The sequence below is a fragment of the Aeromicrobium sp. A1-2 genome, assembly GCF_003443875.1.
Classification (GTDB): domain Bacteria; phylum Actinomycetota; class Actinomycetes; order Propionibacteriales; family Nocardioidaceae; genus Aeromicrobium.
Genome location: NZ_CP027482.1, coordinates 836,598 through 858,969, shown reverse-complemented (window position 1 = coordinate 858,969; position 22,372 = coordinate 836,598). Strand labels below are relative to the sequence as shown.

General features: G+C 68.3%; 21 protein-coding genes. 2 read left to right on the top strand and 19 right to left on the bottom strand.

The features are described 5' to 3' along the window. The first annotated feature begins 108 nt into the window (after window positions 1-108). Together C6I20_RS04210 and C6I20_RS04205 are read left to right on the top strand one after the other, a co-directional pair. Window positions 109-876 (top strand): DeoR/GlpR family DNA-binding transcription regulator, encoded by a 768-nt coding sequence (locus C6I20_RS04210; protein WP_118394818.1) that lies wholly within the window; start codon window positions 109-111, stop codon window positions 874-876. Continuing rightward, window positions 873-1,808 carry a 1-phosphofructokinase family hexose kinase gene (locus C6I20_RS04205; RefSeq protein WP_118394817.1) on the top strand — a complete coding sequence of 312 codons (936 nt, stop codon included), beginning with the start codon at window positions 873-875 and terminating at the stop codon, window positions 1,806-1,808. Before C6I20_RS04210 ends, C6I20_RS04205 begins: the two co-directional genes overlap by 4 nt. Here the strand turns inward: C6I20_RS04205 and C6I20_RS04200 are convergent. The 19 genes from C6I20_RS04200 to C6I20_RS04110 form a co-directional block, all read right to left on the bottom strand. Continuing rightward, a complete protein-coding gene (locus C6I20_RS04200) occupies window positions 1,805-2,806 on the bottom strand; it encodes a cytochrome d ubiquinol oxidase subunit II (protein ID WP_118394816.1) in 1,002 nt (333 codons plus the stop codon). The two genes, C6I20_RS04205 and C6I20_RS04200, sit on opposite strands and share 4 nt — an antisense overlap. Next, entirely contained in the window at window positions 2,803-4,203 is a 1,401-nt protein-coding gene (locus tag C6I20_RS04195; protein WP_118394815.1) for a cytochrome ubiquinol oxidase subunit I, read from the bottom strand. The genes C6I20_RS04200 and C6I20_RS04195 overlap by 4 nt, the downstream gene beginning before the upstream one ends. Before the next feature lie 97 nt (window positions 4,204-4,300). After that, window positions 4,301-5,452 carry a trans-acting enoyl reductase family protein gene (locus C6I20_RS04190; RefSeq protein WP_118394814.1) on the bottom strand — a complete coding sequence of 384 codons (1,152 nt, stop codon included), beginning with the start codon at window positions 5,450-5,452 and terminating at the stop codon, window positions 4,301-4,303. Between the two features lie 46 nt (window positions 5,453-5,498). Further along, on the bottom strand, window positions 5,499-6,770 hold the full coding sequence (gene clpX, locus C6I20_RS04185; protein WP_118394813.1) for an ATP-dependent Clp protease ATP-binding subunit ClpX: 1,272 nt from the start codon (window positions 6,768-6,770) through the stop codon (window positions 5,499-5,501). A gap of 117 nt (window positions 6,771-6,887) precedes the next feature. Further along, window positions 6,888-7,490, bottom strand: coding sequence for an ATP-dependent Clp protease proteolytic subunit (locus C6I20_RS04180; protein WP_118394812.1), 603 nt, complete (start codon window positions 7,488-7,490; stop codon window positions 6,888-6,890). Next, window positions 7,487-8,065: an ATP-dependent Clp protease proteolytic subunit gene (locus tag C6I20_RS04175; RefSeq protein WP_118394811.1), complete on the bottom strand. Its 579-nt coding sequence runs from the start codon at window positions 8,063-8,065 to the stop codon at window positions 7,487-7,489. Before C6I20_RS04175 ends, C6I20_RS04180 begins: the two co-directional genes overlap by 4 nt. Before the next feature lie 167 nt (window positions 8,066-8,232). Beyond that, window positions 8,233-9,045, bottom strand: a complete 813-nt coding sequence (locus C6I20_RS04170) for a TIM barrel protein (protein WP_118394810.1) — start codon at window positions 9,043-9,045, stop codon at window positions 8,233-8,235. Then, a complete protein-coding gene (locus C6I20_RS04165; RefSeq protein WP_118394809.1) occupies window positions 9,042-10,040 on the bottom strand; it encodes a Gfo/Idh/MocA family oxidoreductase in 999 nt (332 codons plus the stop codon). Before C6I20_RS04165 ends, C6I20_RS04170 begins: the two co-directional genes overlap by 4 nt. Before the next feature lie 100 nt (window positions 10,041-10,140). Further along, a complete protein-coding gene (locus C6I20_RS04160; RefSeq protein WP_118394808.1) occupies window positions 10,141-11,133 on the bottom strand; it encodes a Gfo/Idh/MocA family oxidoreductase in 993 nt (330 codons plus the stop codon). Beyond that, complete coding sequence (locus C6I20_RS04155; protein ID WP_118394807.1) at window positions 11,130-12,281, bottom strand: Gfo/Idh/MocA family protein; 1,152 nt, start codon at window positions 12,279-12,281, stop codon at window positions 11,130-11,132. Before C6I20_RS04155 ends, C6I20_RS04160 begins: the two co-directional genes overlap by 4 nt. Then, window positions 12,278-13,174 (bottom strand): ATP-binding cassette domain-containing protein, encoded by an 897-nt coding sequence (locus C6I20_RS04150; RefSeq protein WP_118394806.1) that lies wholly within the window; start codon window positions 13,172-13,174, stop codon window positions 12,278-12,280. The genes C6I20_RS04155 and C6I20_RS04150 overlap by 4 nt, the downstream gene beginning before the upstream one ends. Further along, a complete protein-coding gene (locus C6I20_RS04145) occupies window positions 13,171-14,205 on the bottom strand; it encodes an ABC transporter permease (protein WP_118394805.1) in 1,035 nt (344 codons plus the stop codon). Before C6I20_RS04145 ends, C6I20_RS04150 begins: the two co-directional genes overlap by 4 nt. A gap of 86 nt (window positions 14,206-14,291) precedes the next feature. After that, window positions 14,292-15,254: a sugar ABC transporter substrate-binding protein gene (locus tag C6I20_RS04140; RefSeq protein ID WP_118394804.1), complete on the bottom strand. Its 963-nt coding sequence runs from the start codon at window positions 15,252-15,254 to the stop codon at window positions 14,292-14,294. 37 nt (window positions 15,255-15,291) lie between these two features. Continuing rightward, window positions 15,292-16,788 carry a CoA-acylating methylmalonate-semialdehyde dehydrogenase gene (locus C6I20_RS04135; protein ID WP_118394803.1) on the bottom strand — a complete coding sequence of 499 codons (1,497 nt, stop codon included), beginning with the start codon at window positions 16,786-16,788 and terminating at the stop codon, window positions 15,292-15,294. After that, the gene (iolD, locus tag C6I20_RS04130) at window positions 16,785-18,698 is read right to left on the bottom strand and encodes a 3D-(3,5/4)-trihydroxycyclohexane-1,2-dione acylhydrolase (decyclizing) (RefSeq protein ID WP_118394802.1); all 1,914 of its coding nucleotides are present in this window, start codon (window positions 18,696-18,698) and stop codon (window positions 16,785-16,787) included. The genes C6I20_RS04135 and iolD overlap by 4 nt, the downstream gene beginning before the upstream one ends. After that, entirely contained in the window at window positions 18,695-19,573 is an 879-nt protein-coding gene (iolB, locus tag C6I20_RS04125) for a 5-deoxy-glucuronate isomerase (protein WP_118394801.1), read from the bottom strand. The genes iolD and iolB overlap by 4 nt, the downstream gene beginning before the upstream one ends. Further along, a complete protein-coding gene (locus C6I20_RS04120; RefSeq protein ID WP_118394800.1) occupies window positions 19,570-20,463 on the bottom strand; it encodes an aldolase in 894 nt (297 codons plus the stop codon). Before C6I20_RS04120 ends, iolB begins: the two co-directional genes overlap by 4 nt. Then, entirely contained in the window at window positions 20,460-21,443 is a 984-nt protein-coding gene (gene iolC, locus C6I20_RS04115) for a 5-dehydro-2-deoxygluconokinase (RefSeq protein ID WP_256372163.1), read from the bottom strand. Before iolC ends, C6I20_RS04120 begins: the two co-directional genes overlap by 4 nt. Further along, a complete protein-coding gene (locus C6I20_RS04110) occupies window positions 21,440-22,333 on the bottom strand; it encodes a TIM barrel protein (RefSeq protein ID WP_118394799.1) in 894 nt (297 codons plus the stop codon). Before C6I20_RS04110 ends, iolC begins: the two co-directional genes overlap by 4 nt. Between the last annotated feature and the right edge of the window lie 39 nt (window positions 22,334-22,372).

Here is a 22,372-nt window from a genome sequence, read left to right as displayed (position 1 = left end):
TTCTTGACTTTACACGCATTCGGACGTAAAACAATATGTAGATTGCCTGAAAACCACACATAACCACGTTTGTGATGATCGCTTCATCGAGATCCACTGAGGAGCCCCGTGTACGCCGCAGAACGACAGCAGCTTCTCGCCGATCGACTCCGGCATGACGGTCGGCTCTCAGTCATGGACCTGGCCGACGAGCTCGAGGTCAGCAGCGAGACGATCCGTCGCGACCTCGCAGTCCTGGAGCGCGACGGACTCGCCCAGCGGGTCCATGGCGGCGCCGTCGCTGCACGTGCCCTGATGGTCCTCGAGCCCGGTCTCGCGCAGCGGTCCAGCACCAATGCCGAGCAGAAGGACCGCATTGCCCGGGCCGCGATCGAGTTCCTCCCCGACCCCGGCGGAAGCGTCGTCATGGATGCCGGCACCACGATCAGCCATCTGGTCGACTCAATCCCACTCGACCACCCGCTGACGGCAATTACGCACGCGTTGCCAACGGCCACCAAGCTCAGCGCCATCCCCTCGGTCAGCCTGCACCTCCTGGGCGGCCGAGTGCGTGGGGTGACCGCCGCGGCCGTCGGACAGGCCACGGTCGACGCACTCGCCCTGGTCCAGGTCGACGTGGGCTTCATCGCCACGAACGCCGCGTCGCCCAGCCACGGCCTGAGCACGCCGGATGCGGAGGAGGCCGCGGTCAAGCGGGCCCTCGCCCGGTCAGCCCGCATGGTCGTCGCCCTGTTCGACTCGTCGAAGTTCTCCGCCGACCACGTCTTCTCCTTCGCGTCCTACGACGATCTCGACGTAGTCGTGACCGACACGGGCGCCTCAGACCGCGACGTGGCCGCACTGCGCGAGCACGGAATCAAGGTCGTTCTCGCATGATCGTCACGCTGACTCCCAATCCCAGCATCGATCGCACGATCGGACTCGGTGGCCCGCTGGACCGCGGCGGAGTCATGCGCTCTGTCAGCGCCGCCGACCAGGCCGGGGGCAAGGGTGTCAACGTCGCCCAGGTCGTGCGGGCGGCCGGTCAGCTGGCCGTCGCGGTCCTGCCCGGCGATCATGACGACCCCCTGATGACCCGCCTGCGTGAGCTGGGCCTGACGCATCGGGCCGTGCCGACCGGCGTGGCCGCCAGGGTCAACCTGACTCTGGCGGAGCCCGACGGGGTCACGACGAAGATCAATGCGCCCGGATCCCCGCTGTCGCCGAAGCAGCTCGAGCGACTCGTGCGGGAGGTCGCCCGCGAGGCGGTCGGCGCGAGGTGGGCTGTCCTGTCCGGCTCGCTGCCACCTGGGGTCGACGCAGGCTGGTACGCCGATGTCGTCGAGGCAGTCCACGGCGACGGCCTGCAGATCGCGGTCGACACCTCGGGCACCTCGCTGCGCAAGACACTCGACCGAGCGGCCGAACGGATCGACCTGATCAAACCCAACTCCGACGAGCTCGGCGAACTGCTGGACGTGCCGGCAAGCCTGTTCGAGGGAGATCCACAGACGGCGTACGAAACCGCCCGACCCCTGCTCGATCGGGGCGTCGGCGAGATCCTGTTGACCCTGGGCGGTCAAGGCGCCCTGCTGATGAGTCTCGAGGGCCTCTGGTCCGCCCCTGCGCCCACGATCACCGCCCGCAGCACGGTCGGCGCCGGCGACTCTGCCCTGGCCGGCTATCTCGTCGGAGCACTGGACGGCGCCGGTCCGGCAGACAGGCTGGCCCTTGCGATCGCGTACGGCAGCGCAGCGGCATCCCTCCCCGGCTCGACGATGCCGACTCCGGCAGACCTGCCGCCACTCCCCCAGGTCGTCCGGCTCTAGCCGCTCGTCCAGGGCTCGCTCTGCGTCAGTCGGAACAGGTACGCCAGCGCAGGCACGACGATGACCCCGGCGAGAGCGACGACGACCAGCAGGCCCTGCAGCGTGGCGGGCGCACCGGCAGCGTCCTGGATGCTGACCTGGTCGACCAGCATCCACGGATACTGAGCCACACCCCAGCCGATCACGACCGACGCCACGGCAGCGACCGCGCCCAGACGTGCGGGCGAGTAGTGCCGACGGTGCACGAGGACCAGGGTCGCGAGGCCCGCCATGGCAGAGATCACGATGAGCGGTGCGGCTGAGCCGAGCAGTCGGTCGCTGAGGGTCGGCGCATCCTGCCGAATGGGGATCAGCGCCGCGAACACGATCGCCCCTGTGGCGATTCCGACGCCGAGCGTCCGGATCCGGAGCGTCTCGGCCAACCCCGAGTGCCCCGACCGTGCCGCATCAGCGGTGAGGAAGACACCGGCCAGGAATGCGCAGGTGCCGACGGCGATCAGACCGCCGAACAACGACGTCGGATGCAGCCATGAGCCAAGCTGGTCGCCGTTGCCCGCAGCCGGGACGCGCCCCGATGCCACGGCGCCGGCCACGGCGCCGAGGAAGAACGGTGTGATCAGGGACGAGCCGGCGAACACCGCGCCAAAGAGCCGCGCCTGTGCCAGCGAGCCGGCGTACTTGCGGAACACGAAGCTCGCACCTCGCAGGACGATGCCGGCCAGGGCAAGGGCCAGGGGAAGGGTCAGTGTCGTCGTCACTGCCGCGAACGTCTCGGGGAAGCCGGTCCACCAGATCACCAGGATGTAGATCAGCCACACATGGTTGGCCTCCCACACCGGGCCGATGCTGTGGTCGATCAGTGCTCTCAGCTCGCCGCCGCGCCGGGAGCCACCTGCGGTCAGGTCGTAGAAGCCCGAGCCGAAGTCTGCCCCACCGAACAAGGCATAGAGCACGACCCCGGCAAACATCGCCACCGCCACGAGCACAGCAAGGCTCATCGACCTGCCTCCTCGTCGACCGGTGCGGCCGGGCCGTACGGGCTCGGCAGATCCTCCTCGCCTGCTCGCCAGCGTCGCGCCATCGAGCGGAGCACGACGAAGGCGCCGATCGTCATGCCGAGATACACCACGACAGCCGCGGCATAGCTCCACCAGAGTCCACCGCTGGTGCTGGCGGCTTCGTTGGTGCGCAGCACCTGCCACACGGTCCACGGCTGGCGACCCACCTCGGTCGCGATCCATCCACACTCCAGCGCGATGATCGCCAATGGTCCCGCGATGACCGATCCCCGCAGGAACCAGCGACTCGACAGCAGGTCGCGGCCCCGCCAGCGGAACACCCAGAACATCACCGCGGCGACGGCCAGCAGCGTGCCGATGCCGACCATCGACTGGAAGGCCAAATGAGTGATGTTGACCGGCGGCTGGTCCGCCAGCGGGATGGTGTCGAGCCCGGGCACAGGCTTGTCGAAGGAGTTGCGGGCGATCAGGGAACCGATCTTGGGGATGTCAATCGCTCCGTAGACCTTGCCGTCGATCAGGATCCCGCCGAGACGGAGCGGGGCTGGTTGCTCGGTCGTCGTGGCCAGCTCGAACGCCGCCAGCTTCGCCGGCTGGGTGTCACCCACCCGCAGACCCAGGACGTGCCCGATCAGCGGCTGTGTCACGGCAGCAATCGTCGCGAACACGAACGGCACCGTGAAGCCGAGCCGGTGGTGGGCGTCGCGCCGACCCCTCAGCATCCCCGCGGCGTAGACGCCGGAGACCACGAAGCCGACCACCATGAACGCACCAACCCACATGTGCGCGAACTGCAGCCAGACGCCGTCGTTGAACATCGCCTGCCACGGGTGCACGTCGGTGACCACGCCGTCGACGATCCGAAAGCCGGTCGGATTGTTCATCCATGCGTTGACCGACACGACGAAGAACGTGCCGGCCACCCCCGCTGCCGCCATCGGAATGAGCATCGCCAGGTGGCGGCGCGGCGGCATGCGGTCCCAGCCGTACAGGTAGATGCCCAGGAAGATCGCCTCCACGAAGAACGACAGGCCCTCGAACGCGAACGGCAGGCCGAGCACATCGCCGAAGCGGCCCATCAGCCCGGGCCACAGGATGCCCATCTCGAAGCTCAGCACGGTGCCGGACACCGCGCCGATCGCGAACAGCACCGCCGAGACCTTCGCCCAGCGGCGCGCGAGCGCCAGCGCGACGGGGTCGTTGCGCACGAGTCCACGCCGGTGCACGACGTAGATCATGGCCGGGAAAGCGACGCCGAAGCACGCCAGGATGATGTGCCAGCCGAGCGACAAGGCCATCTGCTCACGTGCGGGGAGCAGGCCGGGCGGAGCATCACCCGAGGCCAGAAGGTGGGTGATGGATCCTGCGAAGTCCATGCTCCAAGCCTACGACGGACCGCCGGCAGCGCCCTTCCGGAACGGTGTGAGATGGTCGCGCGACGAGTTCGTCACACGGCGTCCCACACCGTTGTCCTCACAGCGTGCGGAAGTTGATGCCCGCTTGCTGGAGTCGCGCTATCAACGCGTCGCCGATCGCGACCGCGGTCGTCGTCTGACCCGACACCGTTGGCAGGTCGTCGAAGGCCAGGGCCAACGCCGACTCGCTCAGCATCTTGGCAGTCTCGGTGTAGCCCGGGTCTCCGCCGCTGACCTCGGTCGTGACGCTCGTGCCTCCGGCCTCGCCCACGAGGCGCAGCTTGAACCACGACTTGGCCCGCTTGGCCTCGTCGGGTCCGTCGCCCTGGTCCTTGAGCTTGAGCAGCAGGGATCGGGTTGGCTTGAGCTGCGAGCCGGCCAGCAGCACGCCCGCGCCGGCGATCGTGCCGACCAGCATCGGGAGCCGCTTGAACTGGGCGAAGTGCTGATAGCTGAACTCCGGGCCGTAGCGCTCCAGCGCGCGGGCCGAGCGCAGCACGATCTGCGGATCGATCGTCGGCAGCGGCAGCGCCCACCCCTTGCCGCCGGCGCCCCGGCCGATCTTGCCCCCGCCGCGAACCTTGCGACCCTCGGGACGGACCTCGGACCGCTTGCGCTCCGCGGCAGTTTTGCCGGCCTGGCGAACACGTGAGAACGCGCCGATCGCCGAGTGGTAGGTGCCGCCCGATGCAGTTCCGCCGGCCCGGATGTAGCCGGAGACCGAGATCGGGACACCCTCGGGCAGCTGCTCGACGGTGTAGAGCACGCCAAGGTCGTAGGGGATCGAGTCGAAGCCGCACGCGTGGATGATCTTGGCCCCGGTCTCGCGGGCGACGGCGTCGTACTTGAGCCACATCTGGTCGACGAACTCCGGCTCTCCCGTCAGGTCGACGTACGCGATTCCAGCCTCGGCGCACGCCTTGACGGCCGGCTCACCGTGCTGCAGGTAAGGCCCCACTGTGGTGATGAGAACGCGGGTGCTCCTGGCGAGTGCCGCCATCGAGTCCGTGTTGCCGATGTCGGCCGAGATGATCTCGGGGCGCACTCCACCCAGGTTCTGGACCCGCTCGGCAACGGCCTCGAGCTTGGCCTGGTTGCGTCCGGCGATCGCCCACGTCGAGCCTGCGGGGAGGTGCGTGGAGAGGTAGTCCGCGGTGAGGCCGCCGGTGAAACCGGTGGCGCCGAGCAGGGCGATGTCGACAGAAGTCATCCCACCAACCTACCGGCAGAGCCGCCGCGGCCCCGAGGGGCTGCGTTCAGGAAGCCTTCTTGGCAACCTCGTCGTGCGTCAGGATCGTCGGGCCCTCGGTGCCGGCAACCGTCGCCTCGGTCACGACGACCTTGGCGACATCATCGCGACTCGGGATCTCGTACATCACCGGCTCGAGCACGGCCTCGATGATCGACCGGAGACCGCGTGCGCCGGTGCCACGGGCGAGGGCCAGATCGGCCATCGCGTCGCTGGCTTCCTTGCTGAACTCCAGCTCGACACCGTCGATCTCGAACAATCGGATGTACTGCTTGGTCAGCGCGTTGCGTGGCTCGGTGAGGATCGCGACAAGCGCTTCCTTGTCGAGGTTGTCGACCGCGGCGATGACCGGCAGGCGACCGATGAACTCGGGGATCAGGCCAAACTTCAGCAGATCCTCCGGCAGCACCTTGGAGTAGAGCTTCTGCGGGGCCACGGTCTTGGCAACGTCGACGGGGCCAGTGTTGAAGCCCAAGCTCGTCTTGCCGCTGCGCTGCTCGATGATCTGGTCCAGGCCCGCGAAGGCGCCGCCCACGATGAACAGGACGTTCGTCGTGTCGATCTGGATGAACTCCTGGTGCGGGTGCTTGCGCCCGCCCTGCGGCGGCACCGAGGCGGTCGTGCCCTCGAGGATCTTGAGCAACGCCTGCTGGACGCCCTCACCGGAGACGTCACGGGTGATGGAGGGGTTCTCACTCTTGCGCGAGATCTTGTCGACCTCGTCGATGTAGATGATGCCCGTCTCGGCCTTCTTGACGTCGTAGTCCGCAGCCTGAATCAGCTTGAGCAGAATGTTCTCGACATCCTCGCCGACGTAGCCCGCCTCGGTCAGCGCCGTGGCGTCAGCGATCGCGAACGGCACATTGAGCATGCGAGCGAGGGTCTGGGCCAGATAGGTCTTGCCGCAGCCGGTCGGACCCACCAGCAGGATGTTTGACTTGGCCAGCTCGACCTGGTCATCCTTGCCGCGCGTGCTGCCGGCCTGCGCCTGGACCCGCTTGTAGTGGTTGTAGACCGCGACGGCGAGCGACTTCTTGGCGCCGTCCTGGCCGATCACGTAGCCGTTGAGGAAGTCATAGATCTCGTGCGGCTTGGGCAGTTCGCCCAGGCTGAGCTCGGCACCTTCGGCGAGCTCTTCCTCGATGATCTCGTTACAGAGGTCGATGCACTCGTCACAGATGTATACGCCGGGACCGGCGATGAGCTTCTTGACCTGCTTCTGGCTCTTCCCGCAGAAGGAGCACTTCAGCAGGTCAGCGGTCTCACCAATGCGTGCCACGTGAAGACTCCTTTCGTTGGCGTGAACCGGCCCGCGACCGGGACGTCGACAGTTTCACCCTAGCGGCGAAATGCCGTCTCGTCGCGGTCGCCGGGCCGGTCATGATCGTGCGTGTCGTCAGACCGCGGGAACCTTGAGCGTGTTGAGGACCTCGTCGACCAGGCCGTACTCGACCGCCTGCTCCGCAGTCAGGATCTTGTCGCGATCGACGTCCTTGCTGATCTCCTCGATCGGCTTGCCCGTGGCCTCGGCGAGCATCTTCTCCATCAGCTCGCGCATCCGGAAGATCTCGTTGGCCTGGATCTCGAGGTCGGAGATCTGTCCACCGGTGCCCTCGGTATAGGGCTGGTGGATCAGGATGCGGCTGTTGGGCAGCGCCAGCCGCTTGCCCGGTGTGCCAGCCGCGAGCAGGATCGCGGCAGCCGAAGCAGCCTGACCCAGGCACAGCGTCTGCACGTCCGGCTTGATGTAGCGGATCGTGTCGTAGATCGCGGTCAGCGCGGTGAACGAACCACCGGGGCTGTTGATGTAGATGCTGATGTCGCGGTCGGGATCCATGGCCTGCAGCGACATGAGCTGCGCCATGACCGCGTTGGCCACGTCATCGCTGATCGGGGTGCCCAGCATGATGATGCGGTCCTCGAACAGCTTGGTGTAGGGGTCGATGCGGCGGAAGCCGTAGGAGGTGCGCTCTTCCCATTGCGGGATGTAATAGCTCATGAGTTCAGATCTCCTGCGTTCGCGACGACGTGATCGATGAGTCCGTACTCCTTGGCCTGCTCCGGTGTGAACCACCGGTCGCGGTCGGAGTCGAGCTCGATCTGCTCGACGGTCTGGCCGCTGTGCTGTGCCTGCAGCTCGTTGAGCTGCTTCTTGAGCAGCACGCTCTGCTGGGCCTGGATCTTGATGTCCGACGCCGAGCCACCGATGCCGCCCGAGGGCTGGTGCATCATGATGCGCGCGTGCGGCAACGCGTAGCGCTTGCCAGCGGTGCCGGCGGCGAGCAGGAACTGTCCCATCGAGGCCGCCAGGCCCATGCCGAACGTCGCAACGTCGTTGGAGATGAACTGCATCGTGTCGTAGATCGCCATGCCCGAGTCGACGGAGCCGCCCGGGGAGTTGATGTACAAGAAGATGTCGGCCTGCGGGTCCTCGGCGTTGAGCAGCAGCATCTGCGCACAGATCGCGTTGGAGTTGGAGTCGCGGACCTCCGAGCCCAGGAACACGATGCGTTCCTTGAGCAGTCGCTGGTAGATGTGGCCGTCGAGATCCGACGGGCCGGCCTCGCCGGCCATTCTCGGCGACATGGGGCTGTTGGTATCCGGTGTGTTCACGTTCCCAAACCTAGACGGCCCGAGGTTCGAACACACGCGAAAACGCCGCTGTTCGCTCATGGCATACGAGGATGTGCCCGCGCTGAGGTCTCGCATCGCCGCGGCGGCCTCCCGAGCGCGCCCCGAGGTCATGGGAGATCCGTGGGCCCGGGGTGGATCGTGAACGTCTCGCGGAAGCGCTCGATCGCCAGGTCAGAGCCTGCCGTGCCGGACTGGGATGCGAAGGCCTCCATCGCGATGACACCGTCGTAGCCGGCGTCGACGAGGGCCCGCGCCACGAACGGCCAGCTGACCTCGCCCGTGCCCGGCTCGCACCGGCCGGGGACATCGGCGACCTGGACCTCGCCCAGGTGCGGCGCCGACCGCCGGATCAGCTCGACGAGGTTCCCCTCGCCGATCTGCGCGTGGTAGAGATCGAGATTCATCTTGAGGTGCGGGCTGCCCACGGCGCTGACCAGCGCCAGCGTGTCCGCGGCCCGCCCGAACGGGGTGCCCGGGTGGTCGACCTCGGTGTTGAGGTTCTCGAGCACGAAGGTGATGCCGTGCCGCTCCCCCAGCTCGGCGATCCGACCCAGGGTTCGCCCCGCGGTCAACCACATGTCGCCGGTCACCACCTCGACCGGGCGGACCGGGATACCCCCGTCGCCGAGGCCCGTACCGTGCAGGTTCAGCGAAGGGCAACCGATCGACTGGGCGAACGGGATCGACAGCTCTGCGGTCCGCAGCAGCTCGTCGGAACCCTCGGGAGTGATGAGATCCCCCGTCACGTAGCCGGTCATCGAGGTGAACATCGCCCCGGTGGAGGCCAACGCAGTCGCATCCTTGTCGGTCCAGCCCCAGATCTCGACCGCGAGGCCTGCCCCGTGGATGCGCTCGATCCGCTCGAGCAACGGCAGGTCGGTGAAGACCATCTCGGCGCACACGGCGAGCTGCGACGTCATGACGCCACCTGCGCGCGGGCGCCCGACTCGTACGACTCGATGCAGGCCTGGGCGATCGCGAACGCCGCCCGGGCGTCCTGGCCGGTCACGGAAGGTGCCCGCCGGTCCCGGACCGCCATCGCGAACTCGGTGAGCTCGCCGGTGTACGCGTCGACCATGAGCTCGACGTCGCCGTGCGCGGTCGCGGCGATCCGTCCGGTTGCGTCGTGGAGACGCATCGACGTCGACGCGCCGTCACCCGCCGTCACCATGCCGCCCGAGCCGAGCACCTCTCCGCGTACGTCATAGCCGTACGCGGCAGCGAAGCTCGCCTCGGCGGTCGCGATCGCGCCGTTGTCGTAGCGGATCACGACGGTGGCGTGGTCCAGCAGCGTCGGATGACCCGGGGCGGTGAGCGAGCCGGCCGTGACCACTACGTCAAGCGCACGCGCGCCGGGATTCAGCCAGTTGAGGGTGTCGAAGTCGTGGATCAACGTCTGGGTGAAGATGGTCCACGGCGGCACCGCGTCGGGGTCGGACGGTCCCGATCCCGGGTCGCGAGTCACGGACCGCAGTTGGCGCACGGCGCCGATCCGGCCGCCGCCGATGGCCTCGTGCGCGGCGCGGAAGTCGGCTGCGAATCGCCGGTTGAACCCAACCTGAAGGACCACACCGGCCTTCGCCGTCGCCGCGATGCCGCGGTCGATCTCCTCCAGGCTCATCCCTGCGGGCTTCTCGCAGAACACGTGCTGGCCGGCCTCCGCGGCCGAGACGATCAGCTCGGCATGGGCCGTCGAGGATGCCGCGATCACAACCGCGTCGATGTCGTCGGCACCGAGGAGTGCTTCGACGTCCGTCTGACCGCGGGCACCCAGCGGCTCCGCAAGTGTCGCCGCGACACCGGGGCGCGGGTCGGCCACAGCGACCAGGGTCGCCTCCGGGACGCGTCGCGCGATGATCCTCGCGTGAGAGGCACCGATCCGGCCTGCGCCGATCAGTCCGATCCTGATGGTCATGTGAGGTCCTTTCGGGATGGGACTTCGGGCACGATCGACGACCGGTACCCGCCCGCATGCAGTGGTCGCCGAGCAGCGATCCGGCGGTGTCGGGTTCCGATCAGCCGGCGTAGAGATCCGGTCGATCACCGGTGTGAACAGGTTGCCGTCCACCGACGACCAGCGAGGCGACGCCGGCCGAGGCGATGACATTGGCGACATGGCCGTCCCAGGCGCTCGGGCCTCGCACGGTGTCCCGCAATGTGTCCTCGACCCACGACGCGAGTTCCAGCCGATATGCGGTGGCGAAGTGAGCAACGAAGTCGTCCCGGATCGCGGTGGACTCCGCACCGGCCCGACGGGTGCTGATGCGTGCCAGTGGACGAAGCTCGGCCGTGCCGGACGTGCCGACGACCTCGCAACGGATGTCGTAGCCGTACGACGCATTGACGAAGACCTCGGCGCTCACGATCGTGCCGCGGCTCATCCTGATCGTCGCGAGCTGCGGGTCACGCAGCCCCTCGGTCACCGGTGACACGATCTCGATCTCGGCGACCTCGTCGTCCAGCAGCCAGCGGACCGTGTCGAGCTCATGGATCATCGACCCGGTCACGATCCCCGCATCGGTCGCGCTGGTGTGGCTCGAGGCGTTGCGGTGGACGTGGTGCACCAGGCGTACGTCGCCGAGCCGGCCGGAACGCAGCTCATCGCGCAGCTCGGTGTAGCCCGGGTCGTAGCGCCGCATGAAGCCGACCTGGACGAGGCGGCGGCCGCCCGCGACCTCGGCGTCGACGACGCTGCGGGACTCCTCGGGGTTGACCGCGAGTGGCTTCTCGCACAGGACGTGCTTGCCCGCGTCGAGGCAGGCACGCACGAGGTCGGCGTGCGTGTGGTCCGGCGACGCGATGATGACCGCGTCGACGGACGACGAATCAATCAGCGCCTCGGCCGACGACACGACGTCCGCGAAGGCCGGACGCGCTGCGGCCCGGGCGGTGCCGGTGTCGAAGTCGTAGACCTCCGAGACCCGCGCCGAGGGGACGCTGCTGGTCAGCGTGCGGATGTGGTCTGCGCCCATGGCACCGGCGCCGATGACACCGATTCGAAGACTCACAGCATGACCCACTTTCGTTCGGAGGAGGACTCCAGCATCGCGTCGACGACCTCTGCGGCCACGACCGCATCGTGGATAGTGGCACCGACCGGCTTGCCGGTCGCAATCGACTCGACCAGCCGGCGGGCCTCGATGACCTTGAGGTCGTCGAAGCCCATCGGGTTGTTCGCCCCCGGCTGGAACGCGCCGAACTCACCGTCGCCGGGTGCGGCGTAGTGCGTCGCATAAAAGGCGTTCTGGAAGTCCTGGTCGACGCACACCCGCAGCTCGTTCATCCGGCGGAAGTCCCACGCGAGGGCGCCGGCGGTGCCGTGCACCTCGATTCCGTAGGTGTTCTGCTCGCCGACGGCACAACGGCTGGACTCCAGGATGCCGCGCGAACCGTCGGCGAAACGCAGCAGCGCATTGACGTAGTCCTCATTCTCGACGTGCCCCAGCTCGCCGGAACCGCGCTCGTAGTGCAGGGCGCCCTGCGCCGCCTGCGGACGCTGCTCGATGAACGTGGCCCGGTCGACCACCAGCTCGGCAATGTCGGTGACGACGTGCCGGGCCAGATCGGCCGCGTGACTGACCAGGTCGCCGAGCACACCGCTGCCAGCGAACTCGTTCTGGAATCGCCATGACAGCGCCCCGTCGGGGTGGGCCGCATAGTCAGAGATGAACCGGACCGTGGTGTGCTCGATCCTGCCGAGGCGGCCGGTGGACACCAGCTCACGGGCCAGCTCGACGGCCGGCACGTTGCGGTAGTTGAAGCCGGCCGCGGACTGCACGCCGGCCGCCTCCACCGCGGCAGCGATCTCGCGGGTCTCGACCGAGCTGCGTCCGGCCGGTTTCTCGACCCACAGGTGCTTGCCGGCCTGCGCCGCGGCGACCGCGACGTCACGGTGGATGAAGTTGGGGCCGGTCACGCACACCAGGTCGATGTCGTCCCGAGCCACCAGATCGCGCCAGTCGGTGAAGACGTGCTCGAATCCGTACGCCCGTGCCGCCCGCTCGGTGCGGTCGTCGCCGGCCGTGTCAGCCACCGCGACGAGCCGTGGGACCAAGGGGCTGTCGGTGTAGTGCTGCGTCAGCCGGCTGAGCGCACGCGCGTGGACCTGGCCCATCCAGCCGAGCCCGACGATGCCGACCCGCAGATCGGCGGTCATCCGTCCACCCCGGACTTGAACCCCCGGGCCACGTCCGAGTCCGCGCCCATTGCTGTCTCCAGCTCGTGGGCCAGCGACTCCAGCTCGGCACCGCCGGCCATCATGGCGGTCAGGTCGTCGAGCGACATCTCGGCCTTGGGGAAGTCGCCCATGCTCTTGCCGCGGCGCAGCAGCATGAACCGGTCCCCCACGGGATACGCGTGGTGCGGGTTGTGGGTGATGAACACGACGCCGAGGCCGCGATCGCGGGCCTTGGCGATGTACTTCAGCACCACGCCGGACTGCTTGACCCCGAGCGCCGCCGTCGGCTCGTCGAGGATCAGCACTCGCGCACCGAAGTAGACCGCGCGGGCGATCGCGACGCACTGCCGCTCGCCACCGGACAACGTACCGATCGGCTGGTCGACGTCACGCAGGTCGATGCCCATCGCGGCGAGTTCGGTCTTGCTGGTCTTCTTCATGAAGTCGATGTCGAGCTTCTTGAACGGACCCCACCCCACCGTCGGCTCGCTGCCGAGGAAGAAGTTGCGCCACACAGGCATCAACGACACCACCGCAAGATCCTGGTAGACCGTCGCGATGCCGCGCTCGAGCGCCTCACGGGGGCTCGAGAACGAAGTGGCCTTGCCGTCGATCAGCAGCTCGCCGTCGGAGTGCTCGTGGGATCCGGACAAGATCTTGATGAAGGTCGACTTGCCGGCACCATTGTCACCCAGCACGCAGGTCACCTGGCCGGCGCGGACCGAGGTCGACACCTCGCTCAGCGCGATGATGTTGCCGTAGTGCTTGCCGATGTTCTTGACCTCGATGACGGGCGTGCCCGCGGCCGCCGGTGTGTGCTGGTCGGTGGCTGTGTCACCGACCGTGGTCGACTTGCCGAACATGCGCTTCATCGTGACGTCTCCGCTCGCTTGCGAACCCATTCGTTGAGGAGGACCGCTCCCAGCAGCATGACGCCGAGGAAGGCCTTGAGCCAGTTGTTGTCCCAGCCCGAGTAGACGATCCCCTGGTTGACCATGCCGTAGATCAGGGCGCCGAGTGCCGCACCGATCGCCGAGCCGTAGCCGCCGGTCATGAGGCAGCCGCCAACCACGGCGCAGATGATGTAGATGAACTCCTGGCCAACGCCGGTGTTGCTCTGCACCGTGGACGTCGTGAAGAGGAGGAGCATGCCGACCAACCAGCCGGCGCCTGCCGTGGTCATGAACAAGCCGACCTTGGTCTTGAAGACCGGCACACCGACCTGGCGCGCGGCGGTCTGTGCGCCGCCGACCGCGAAGATCCAGTTGCCGGTCTTGGTGCGCAGCAGGATCCAGGTGGCGACCGCAGTGACCGCGATCCACCAGAACACCGACGCGTACACCAGACCGCCGTTGACGCTCAGGTTCGACCCGAAGACCTGCTTGGCCTGGTCGTAGTACGGGACGCTGGACATGCCCTGGATCGCGACCTGGCCGATCAGCGCCTTGGTCCCGGCGAGGTCGATGCCCTGCAGCACGAAGAAGGTGCCGAGGGTCACGATGAAGCTCGGGAGGCCCGTCTTCATGACCAGGATCCCGTTGATCGCTCCGACGCCCAGTGCGAGCGCCAACGACACGACGATCGCGGCCCAGATGTTGAGGCCGTACTCGGTCGTCAGCACACCGACGACCAGACCCGTGAAACCGGTCATGGCTCCTGCCGACAGGTCGAACTCGCCGCCGATCATGAGGAGCGCCACTGCCACGGCCATGATGCCGATCGTGGACGCGCCGCGCAGCCAGGTGCTGGCGCCGCTGGGGGTCGCGAACACGTCGGTCGTGATCGCAAAGAAGGCGAAGATCGCGATCGCCGCGACGAGCGCGCCGATCTCGGGCCGCTTCAGCAACGTGGTCAGGGTCGAGGTGCGAGCGACCCGCTCGTCAACGACGGTGGCTGTCGTCATGTCTGCTCCATTGATCGGTCAGTACACAGGTGCGTGGATGGGGCCGACTGGCCCCGGGGCCCGGTCTCCCGGACCCCGGGATCAGGTCAGCGGGTGCCGTTCGCAGCGAACTGCAGGACCGCGTCGGCGTTGTCCTTCGTGATGAAGGCGGGACCGGAGTTGACCGGCTGGCCGCCTCCGATGTCATTGCCGTTGATCGACTTGAGGTACAGGCCCGTGACACCCAGGAAGCCCTGGACGTAGGGCTGCTGGTCGACCGCGAACAGGATCGTCCCGGCCTGGATCTGCTTGATGACGTCCTCGGAGAGGTCGAACGTCGCCACCTTGGCCTTGCTGCCGGAATCCTTGACCGCCGAGGACGCGTCGATCGCGTACTGGCCGCCCAGGGTCACGACGGTGTCGATCGCCTTGTCGGCCTGCAGCTTGGACGTGATGGTCGCCTGCACCGCGTTGTCGTCAGTGCCGTCGACCTGCAGGTTCTGGACCTTGCCGTCGAAGGTGTTGGCGATCGCCTTGCAGCGCTCCTCCAGGCCGACGTTGCCGGCCTCCTGGATGACGCAGATGACGTTCTTCTGACCCTCGGTCTGGAGCCGCTCGCCGACGGCCTCGCCGGCGATCGTCTCGGTCTGGCCGATGTGGGTGATGGCGCCGAAGTCCTTGAACTTGTCGACACCGGAGTTGATCGTGATGACCGGGACGCCCGCGGCGACGGCCTTCTTGACGCTGGCCTCGAGGCCGTCGGGGTTCGCCATCGAGACGACGATGCCGTCGACCTTCTTGGCGACCGCCCCGTCAATCAGCTGCGACTGCTTGGCCGGATCGGCGTCCGAGCTGTAGTCGACCTCGACGCCGTAGTCCTTGCCGGCCTGCTCGGCGCCGGACTTGACCCGGTCCCAGAAGGCGTCGCCGGGCGCACCGTGGGTGATGACGGCGTACGTGTAGTTCTTCTTGGCGGTGTCTGACGTGCCGCTGTCGCTGCCCGTTCCGCTGCATGCGGCCAGGAGAGCGCCGACGGCGACGATGGCGCCGACTAACTTGAATCTCAACATGTGGTGATGTTCCTGTCTCTTCCGTGGGGACCCGACGTCATTGCGCCGTCGGGAAGTTCAGCTGGGCGAGGGACTCCTCGCTGACGTGCGGCCACCGGGTGGTGACCACCTTGGCCTGGGTGTAGAACCTCACCCCTTCGGGACCATGGATGTGGTGGTCGCCGAACAGTGAGTCCTTCCAGCCTCCGAAGGAGTGGAAGGCCATCGGCACGGGAACCGGCACGTTGATGCCGATCATGCCCACGTGGACCCTCCGCTGGAAGGATCGTGCCACTTCGCCCGAGGAAGTGAACACCGCTGTGCCGTTGCCATAGGGGTTGGCGTTGATCAGGTCGATCGCGGCGTCCAGCGTCGGAACCCGGAGCACAGTCAGCACGGGTCCGAAGATCTCGTCGGTGTAGACCGACATGTCGGTGGTGACTTGGTCCAGCAGCGTCGGGCCGACGAAGAAGCCCGACTCGTGGCCCTCGACGACCAGGCCGCGGCCGTCCACGACGACCTTGGCGCCAGCGTCCTCGCCCTGGCCGATGTAGTCGACGATGCGGTCGCGGGACGCGGCGGTCACGACCGGGCCCATCTCGGCGTCCGGGTCCGTGCCGACGCTGACCTTGAGGCCTGTCGACCGCTCGCGGATCTTGTCGACCAGCGTGTCGGCGGCCGGTCCGACCGCCACAACGGCGCTGATCGCCATGCAGCGCTGGCCGGCAGAACCGTAGCCCGCCGCGACGATGTGATCGGCGGCGAAGTCCAGGTTGGCGTCCGGCATGACCACGGCGTGGTTCTTGGCCCCTCCGAGCGCCTGCACCCGTTTGCCGGTGCGACTCGCGCCCTCGTGGACGTACTTCGCGATCGGCGTCGAGCCGACGAATGACACCGCGGCAATGCCGGGGTGCTCCAGGATTGCGTCGACCGCGACCTTGTCGCCGTGCACGACGTTGAAGACGCCGTCGGGCAGGCCGGCCTGCTGGTAGAGCCGCGCCACCAGGTCGGATGCACCCGGATCGCGCTCGGACGGCTTGAGGATGAACGAGTTGCCGCACGCGATCGCGACGGGGTGCATCCACATCGGCACCATGATCGGAAAGTTGAACGGCGTGATGCCGGCGACGACGCCGATGGCCTGGCGGAACGTGTGCGAGTCGATGCCGCCGGACACCTGGTCGTTGAACTCGCCCTTGAGCAGCTGCGGGATACCGGCAGCGAACTCCACGACCTCACGTCCGCGCACGACCTCACCACGCGCGTCCTCGAGCGTCTTGCCGTGCTCGGAGGAGATGACCGCCGCGAGCTCGTCCTCGTGCTCGACGAGCAGCTGGCGGAAGTCGAACATGATCCGCGAGCGGGCCGTCACCGACGTCTCGCTCCAGGTCTCGAAGGCCGTGGCCGCAGCCTGCACGGCGGCGTCGATGTCTCCGGCCGTGGCGAGTCGTACCTGTGACTGCGGGGTGCCCGCAGCGGGGTCGAAGACATCGGCGAAGCGGTCGCTCTCGCCGGCCGAGCTCGAGCCGGCAATCCAGTGGTCATACGTCGTCATGCGTTGTCCTTCTTCTCATTCGGTGGTGCGAGGTGCGTGCGCTGATGGGTCTTGTGCTCGTCGTACGTCGTGCGGGCGCCCTGCGTCGAGGCCAGGACCGAGGTCTCGGCGACGGGCACGTCCCACCACGCGGGGCTGTCGGGCGCCGGGATCGTGGGATCGGTCTCGATGTGGATCACGGTGGTACGGGTCGACGCCTTGGCCTGGCCGACAGCGGTGCGGAAGTCATCGATGCTGGTGACCGACAGGACGTCCGCGCCGAGGCTGGCCGCGTTGGCAGCAAGGTCTACCGGCAGCCGGTCGCCGTCGATCCCGGTGTCGGTGCGGTAGCGGTACTGCGTACCGAAACGCTGCGAGCCCAGCGACTCCGAGAGCGCACCGATCGAGGCGAATCCGTGGTTCTGCACGAGCACCACGATGATCTTGATGCCCTCGGCGACCGCGGTCACGAGCTCGGTGTTCATCATCAGGTAGGAACCGTCGCCGACCATCACGAACACGTCGCGGGGGTCCGACTCGTCGAGCGCCGCCATCTTGACGCCGAGCCCGCCGGCGATCTCGTAGCCCATGCAGGAGAACCCGTACTCGACGTGATAGCCCTTGCGATCGCGGGTGCGCCACAGCTTGTGCAGGTCCCCCGGCATGGATCCGGCGGCGCACAGCACGACGTCACGCGGGTCGGACAGCTGGTTGACCGCACCGATCACGGCCGACTGCGCCGGCAGCGGCTGGGCGTCGCGGTCGTACGCCTGCTGGACGATCGCATCCCACTCGGCGGCCAGCCGGGAGGCCCGGTCCGTGTACACCGAATCGGTCCTCCATCCCTGCAGCGCCGCGGCGAGGGCGTCCAGGCCCTCGCGGGCGTCGGCGACCAACGCCGTCGCAGCGAGCTTGTGCGAGTCGAACGTCGACACGTTGAGATTGACGAAGCGCACGTCGTCGGCCGCGAAGACTGTGCGGGACGCGGTCGTGAAGTCGCTGTAGCGCGTGCCCACACCGATGACCAGATCGGCCTCGGCGGCCAACGCGTTGGCGGCGGTCGTGCCGGTGGCCCCGATCGCGCCGACTGACTGCGGGTGGTCGAACGCAAGTGCGCCCTTGCCGGCCTGGGTCTCGGCCACCGGGACGCCCGTCGCCTCGGCGAACGCACGTAGTGCGTCATTGGCCCTGCTGTACGTGACACCGCCGCCGGCGACGACCAGCGGGCGCTTCGCAGCACGGATCGCGGCGACCGCTCGGTCGAGGGCGGCCGGCTCCGGCACCGGGCGCGCGACGTGCCAGACCCGACGGGAGAACAGCTCGTCGGGCCAGTCCCAAGCCTCGGCCTGCACGTCCTGCGGCAGCGCGAGGGTCACGGCTCCGGTCGCCGCGGGATCGGTCAGCACCCGCATGGCGTGCAGCAGCGCGGGGGCCAGCTGCTCGGGGCGGTGGACCCGGTCGAAGTAGGCCGAGACGGGCCGGAAAGCGTCGTTGACCGAGATGTCACCGTTGGCCGGGTCTTCGAGCTCCTGCAGCACCGGGTTGGCGGCCTTGGTCGCGAACGTATCGCCGGGCAGCAGCAGGACCGGGAGCCGGTTGATCGTCGCCAGCGCCGCGCCGGTGATCATGTTGGTGGCACCGGGCCCGACCGAGGCCGTCACAGCCATCGCGGCGAGCCGGTCACGCTGACGGGCGTAGGCGACTGCCGCGTGGACCATGGCCTGCTCGTTGCGACCCTGGTGATAGCGCAGGTGGGAGGGTTCGCCAGACAGCTCGCGCTCCAGGAGCGCCTGACCGACACCCGCGACGTTGCCGTGGCCGAAGATGCCCCAGCAGCCCGCGAAGAAGGCGTTCTCGACGCCGTCGCGCTCGACGTGCTGGGCCTCGAGGAAGCGGACGACGGCCTGGGCGACGGTCAGACGTATCGTCATCGGCGATCTCCTTCCGCAGCGGCTGGGAACGGCAGCCGGGGGTCGATGGCCTGGTCGGCCCATGTGTCGCGGACCCACGTGTGGGCCGGGTCGTCGCAGATCAGCCAGGCGCGCTCCGCGCCGGGTCCGGCCATGACATTGAGGTAGTACAGGTCATAGCCGGGCGCCGCGATCGACGGACCGTGCCAGCCGTGCGGGATCAGCACGACGTCGCCGGAGCGGATCTCGGCGGTCACGTCGATGTCGGCATGATCGTGGCCGTAGACCCGCTGGAAGCCGATCCCCGGACCGTTCGGACCGTCGGCGACCTCGAAGTAGTAGATCTCCTCGAGCGCGGTCTCGCCGTCGCGTTCCTCGTCGTGCTTGTGCGGCGGCCACGACGACCAGTTGCCACCCGGCGTCAGCACCTCGCAGGCGATCAGCCGGTCGGCGTCGAGCACCCCGGGGATGCCGAAGTTGTTGACCTGGCGGCTCGACTGGCCGGCGCCGCGCATCTCGACCGGCACCTCGGCCTTCGGCAGGTACGCCGCCGGCAGTCGCCGTTCGCAGCGGGCCGAGGCCAGCGCGAATCGACCGCCCTGCTCGCTGGCGACCGAGAGCTCGGCATCGCGCGGCGCATAGACCGCGTCGCTGGGGCCGGCGAAGACACTGCTGCGGCCCTCCAGTGCATAGGTGTGACCGTCGACGGTCACGTCGGCCGAGCCGGCCAGCGACACCACGACGTGCTCGGAGTCATCCGTGCCGAACGTCTCGCTCTGACCCGGCGCCAGCTCCAGGACCCGCAGGCCGCTGTAGCCCCAGCCGGCGGACCTCGGGGTGATCTCGAGGGCGAACGGCTCGACCGCGGCCTCTCCCGCGCGCACGACCTGGCTCACGCCGTCATCAACTCCACGGTTGCGTCGACGGCGGACTCGACGTCGCCGTCGGGAGGGAACAGCAGCGTCCGGCCGACCACCATGCCGCGCACGCTGGGACTCGCCAGTGCCTTCGACCAGGCCGCGAACTGGGCGCCCTGGTCAGGTGCCACCTCGCCGCCGAGCAGGACGACGGGCAGCGTCGTCGCGGCCAGCACGGCTTCCATGTTGTCCACGACAGGCAGCTTGAGCCACGTGTACGCCGACGTCGAGGCGAGACCGGCCGACACCGTCGCCGAGCGGATGACCGCTTCGGTCGTCAGGTCGTTGCGGATCCGCCCGGATTCGTCGCGCCGGGAGATGAACGGCTCGACCATCGCCATGATCGAGTGGGCAGCGAGCTGGTCGACCGCCTGCGCGCACGACTGCATCGTGGCGACGGTGGACGGGTCCTGGGGGTCGATGCGGAACAGCATCTTGCCCCCTTGGTAGCCCGCCGCCGCGATGGCGGGGGCGTCGTATCCGGTGAAGCGGTCGTCGATCTCGAAGACCGTGCCGGCCAGGCCACCCCGGTTCATCGAGCCGATCACGACCTTGCCCTCCAACGCACCGAGAAGCAACAGGTCCTCGATGATGTCGGCGGTGCCGAGGACCCCGTCGACCCCGGGCCGGTCGAGCGCCCGGACCATGCGGGCGAGCAGCTCGGCCCGGTCGCCCATCGCGACGGGGTTGTCACCGGCGCGCAGCGCACCGCGGGCAGGGTGGTCGGCCGCGACCAGCAGGAGCCGGCCGGTCTGCCCCACCAGACCATGGGGCTGCTGCCGCCGGGCAGCGAGCTCGCCGATCCGTTCGGGGTGCAGCGCTCGGGTCTGGACGACCTTGGCGATGCTGGCGGCGTTGACGGTGATCATCGGACACGTCCTTGGGGTTCGACGGAGCCACGGGACAGGACGGCGGAGACCTGGTCGACCGTGGGCATGGCATCAGCACACGAGAGCTGGCCGGCGACGTACGCGCCGGCGGCGTTGGCAAACGACAGGACCGTCGTGAGGTCCCAGCCGCTCAGCAGACCATGGACGAGGGATCCGCCGAAGGCGTCACCTGCGCCGAGACCGTTGACCACGTCGACCGCGACGGGGGGCACGACGACCGACTCGTCACCGCGCACGCCCAGCACACCGGCCGGGCCCTGCTTGACGACCGCGAGCTCGACGCCTGTGGCGCGCAGGGCTGCGGCTGCCGCCTGTGGCTCGGTCTCGCCGACTGCGACCTCGCACTCCTCGCGGTTGCCGACGGCAACCGTGACATGTGGCAACGCGGCCTGCATCTGCTCGGTCGCGAGCCCGGCGGACTCCCAGAACATCGGCCGGTAGTCCAGGTCGAGCACCGTGATGCGCTCGCCCGCCCTCGGATCCGTGCTTCGGGCCTCGAGAGCGGCCAGGTGCGCAGCCCGGCTGGGCTCCTGCGAGAGGCCCGTCCCCGTCACCCAGAACACGTCGGCGGCCCGGATCGCGTCGAAGTCCAGCTCGTCGACGTCGATCTCCAGGTCGGGTGCCTTGGGCTCACGGTAGAAGTACAGCGGGAAGTCGTCCGGCGGGAAGATCTCGCAGAACGTCACGGGCGTCGGCAGGCCTTCCACCGGGGTGACCCAGCGGTCGTCGACGCCGAAACCACGCAGCGCGGCGTGGATGAACCGGCCGAACGGGTCGTCACCCGTGCGGGTGATCGTCGCGGTGCGGCGACCGAGCCGGGCCGCGGCCACGGCCACGTTGGTCGAGCTGCCGCCGAGGAACTTGGCGAACGAGGTCACGTCCTCGAGATGGCGGCCAATCTGCTCGGGATAGATGTCGACGCCGACGCGTCCCATCGTGATGAGCTCGAGATCGGTCACGCCAGCACTGCCTTCACGTACTCGAGACTCGCACGGACGTCCGCGATGGGGCCTTCGCCCTCCGGTTCGCCGTCCTTGAACATGACGTCCTGCTCCAGGACGTACCAACCGTCGTAGCCCGCGCCCTGCAGCGCCGTGATCATCGCGCGGATGTCGACGTCGCCCGTGCCGAGCACGCGCCACATGCCGTCGGCGACCGCGTCGGAGAACGAGATCTCCTGCGCGACGACCTGAGCGGCCTTCGTCGTGTCGACGTCCTTGAGGTGCACGTGCTTGACCCGGTCGAGGTTGGCGAGCGTGATCGCGACGGGATCTGCTCCCGCGGCGGCCAGATGTCCGGTGTCGATGCAGAAACCGATGTGCGCGCCGTCGACGACGCGCTGGACGTCGTCGGCCGACTCGACCAGCGTGCCCATGTGCGGGTGGATCACCGCGAGCACGCCGCGCTCGGTCGCGTGGTCGGCGATCCGGTCGAGATTGCCCAGCAGGCTCTTCCACTGCGCGTAGTCGAGGACCGGTCGAGCGTCGTATCCGTCGACTCCGGTCGCCGCGGCCAGCACGACGACCCCGGCACCCGTGGCCAGGCAGCCGTCGATGAACGAGTCGACCGCGGCCATGGGGTCGGCGGAGGGATCATGCAGCACGACCGGGAGGAAGCCGCCGACAGCCTGCAGCCCGTACGTCTGGAGAAAGGCGCGTCGCGTCTCGTGATCCTCCGGAAGGAATCCGTCCGGTCCGAACTCGGTCGCGGTCAGCCCCAGGCGTTCCATCTCGGTCATGACGCGCTCAGCCGGCAGCTGGTGCCCCCAACCCGGCACCTCGCACACTCCCCAGGAGATGGGGGCAGCTGCTACTCGGGGGCCGGTCGGGCGCTGTTCGCTCGCGGTCATGTCAATCCTTTTCGGGGTTTGTGCTGACAAACTATCAGC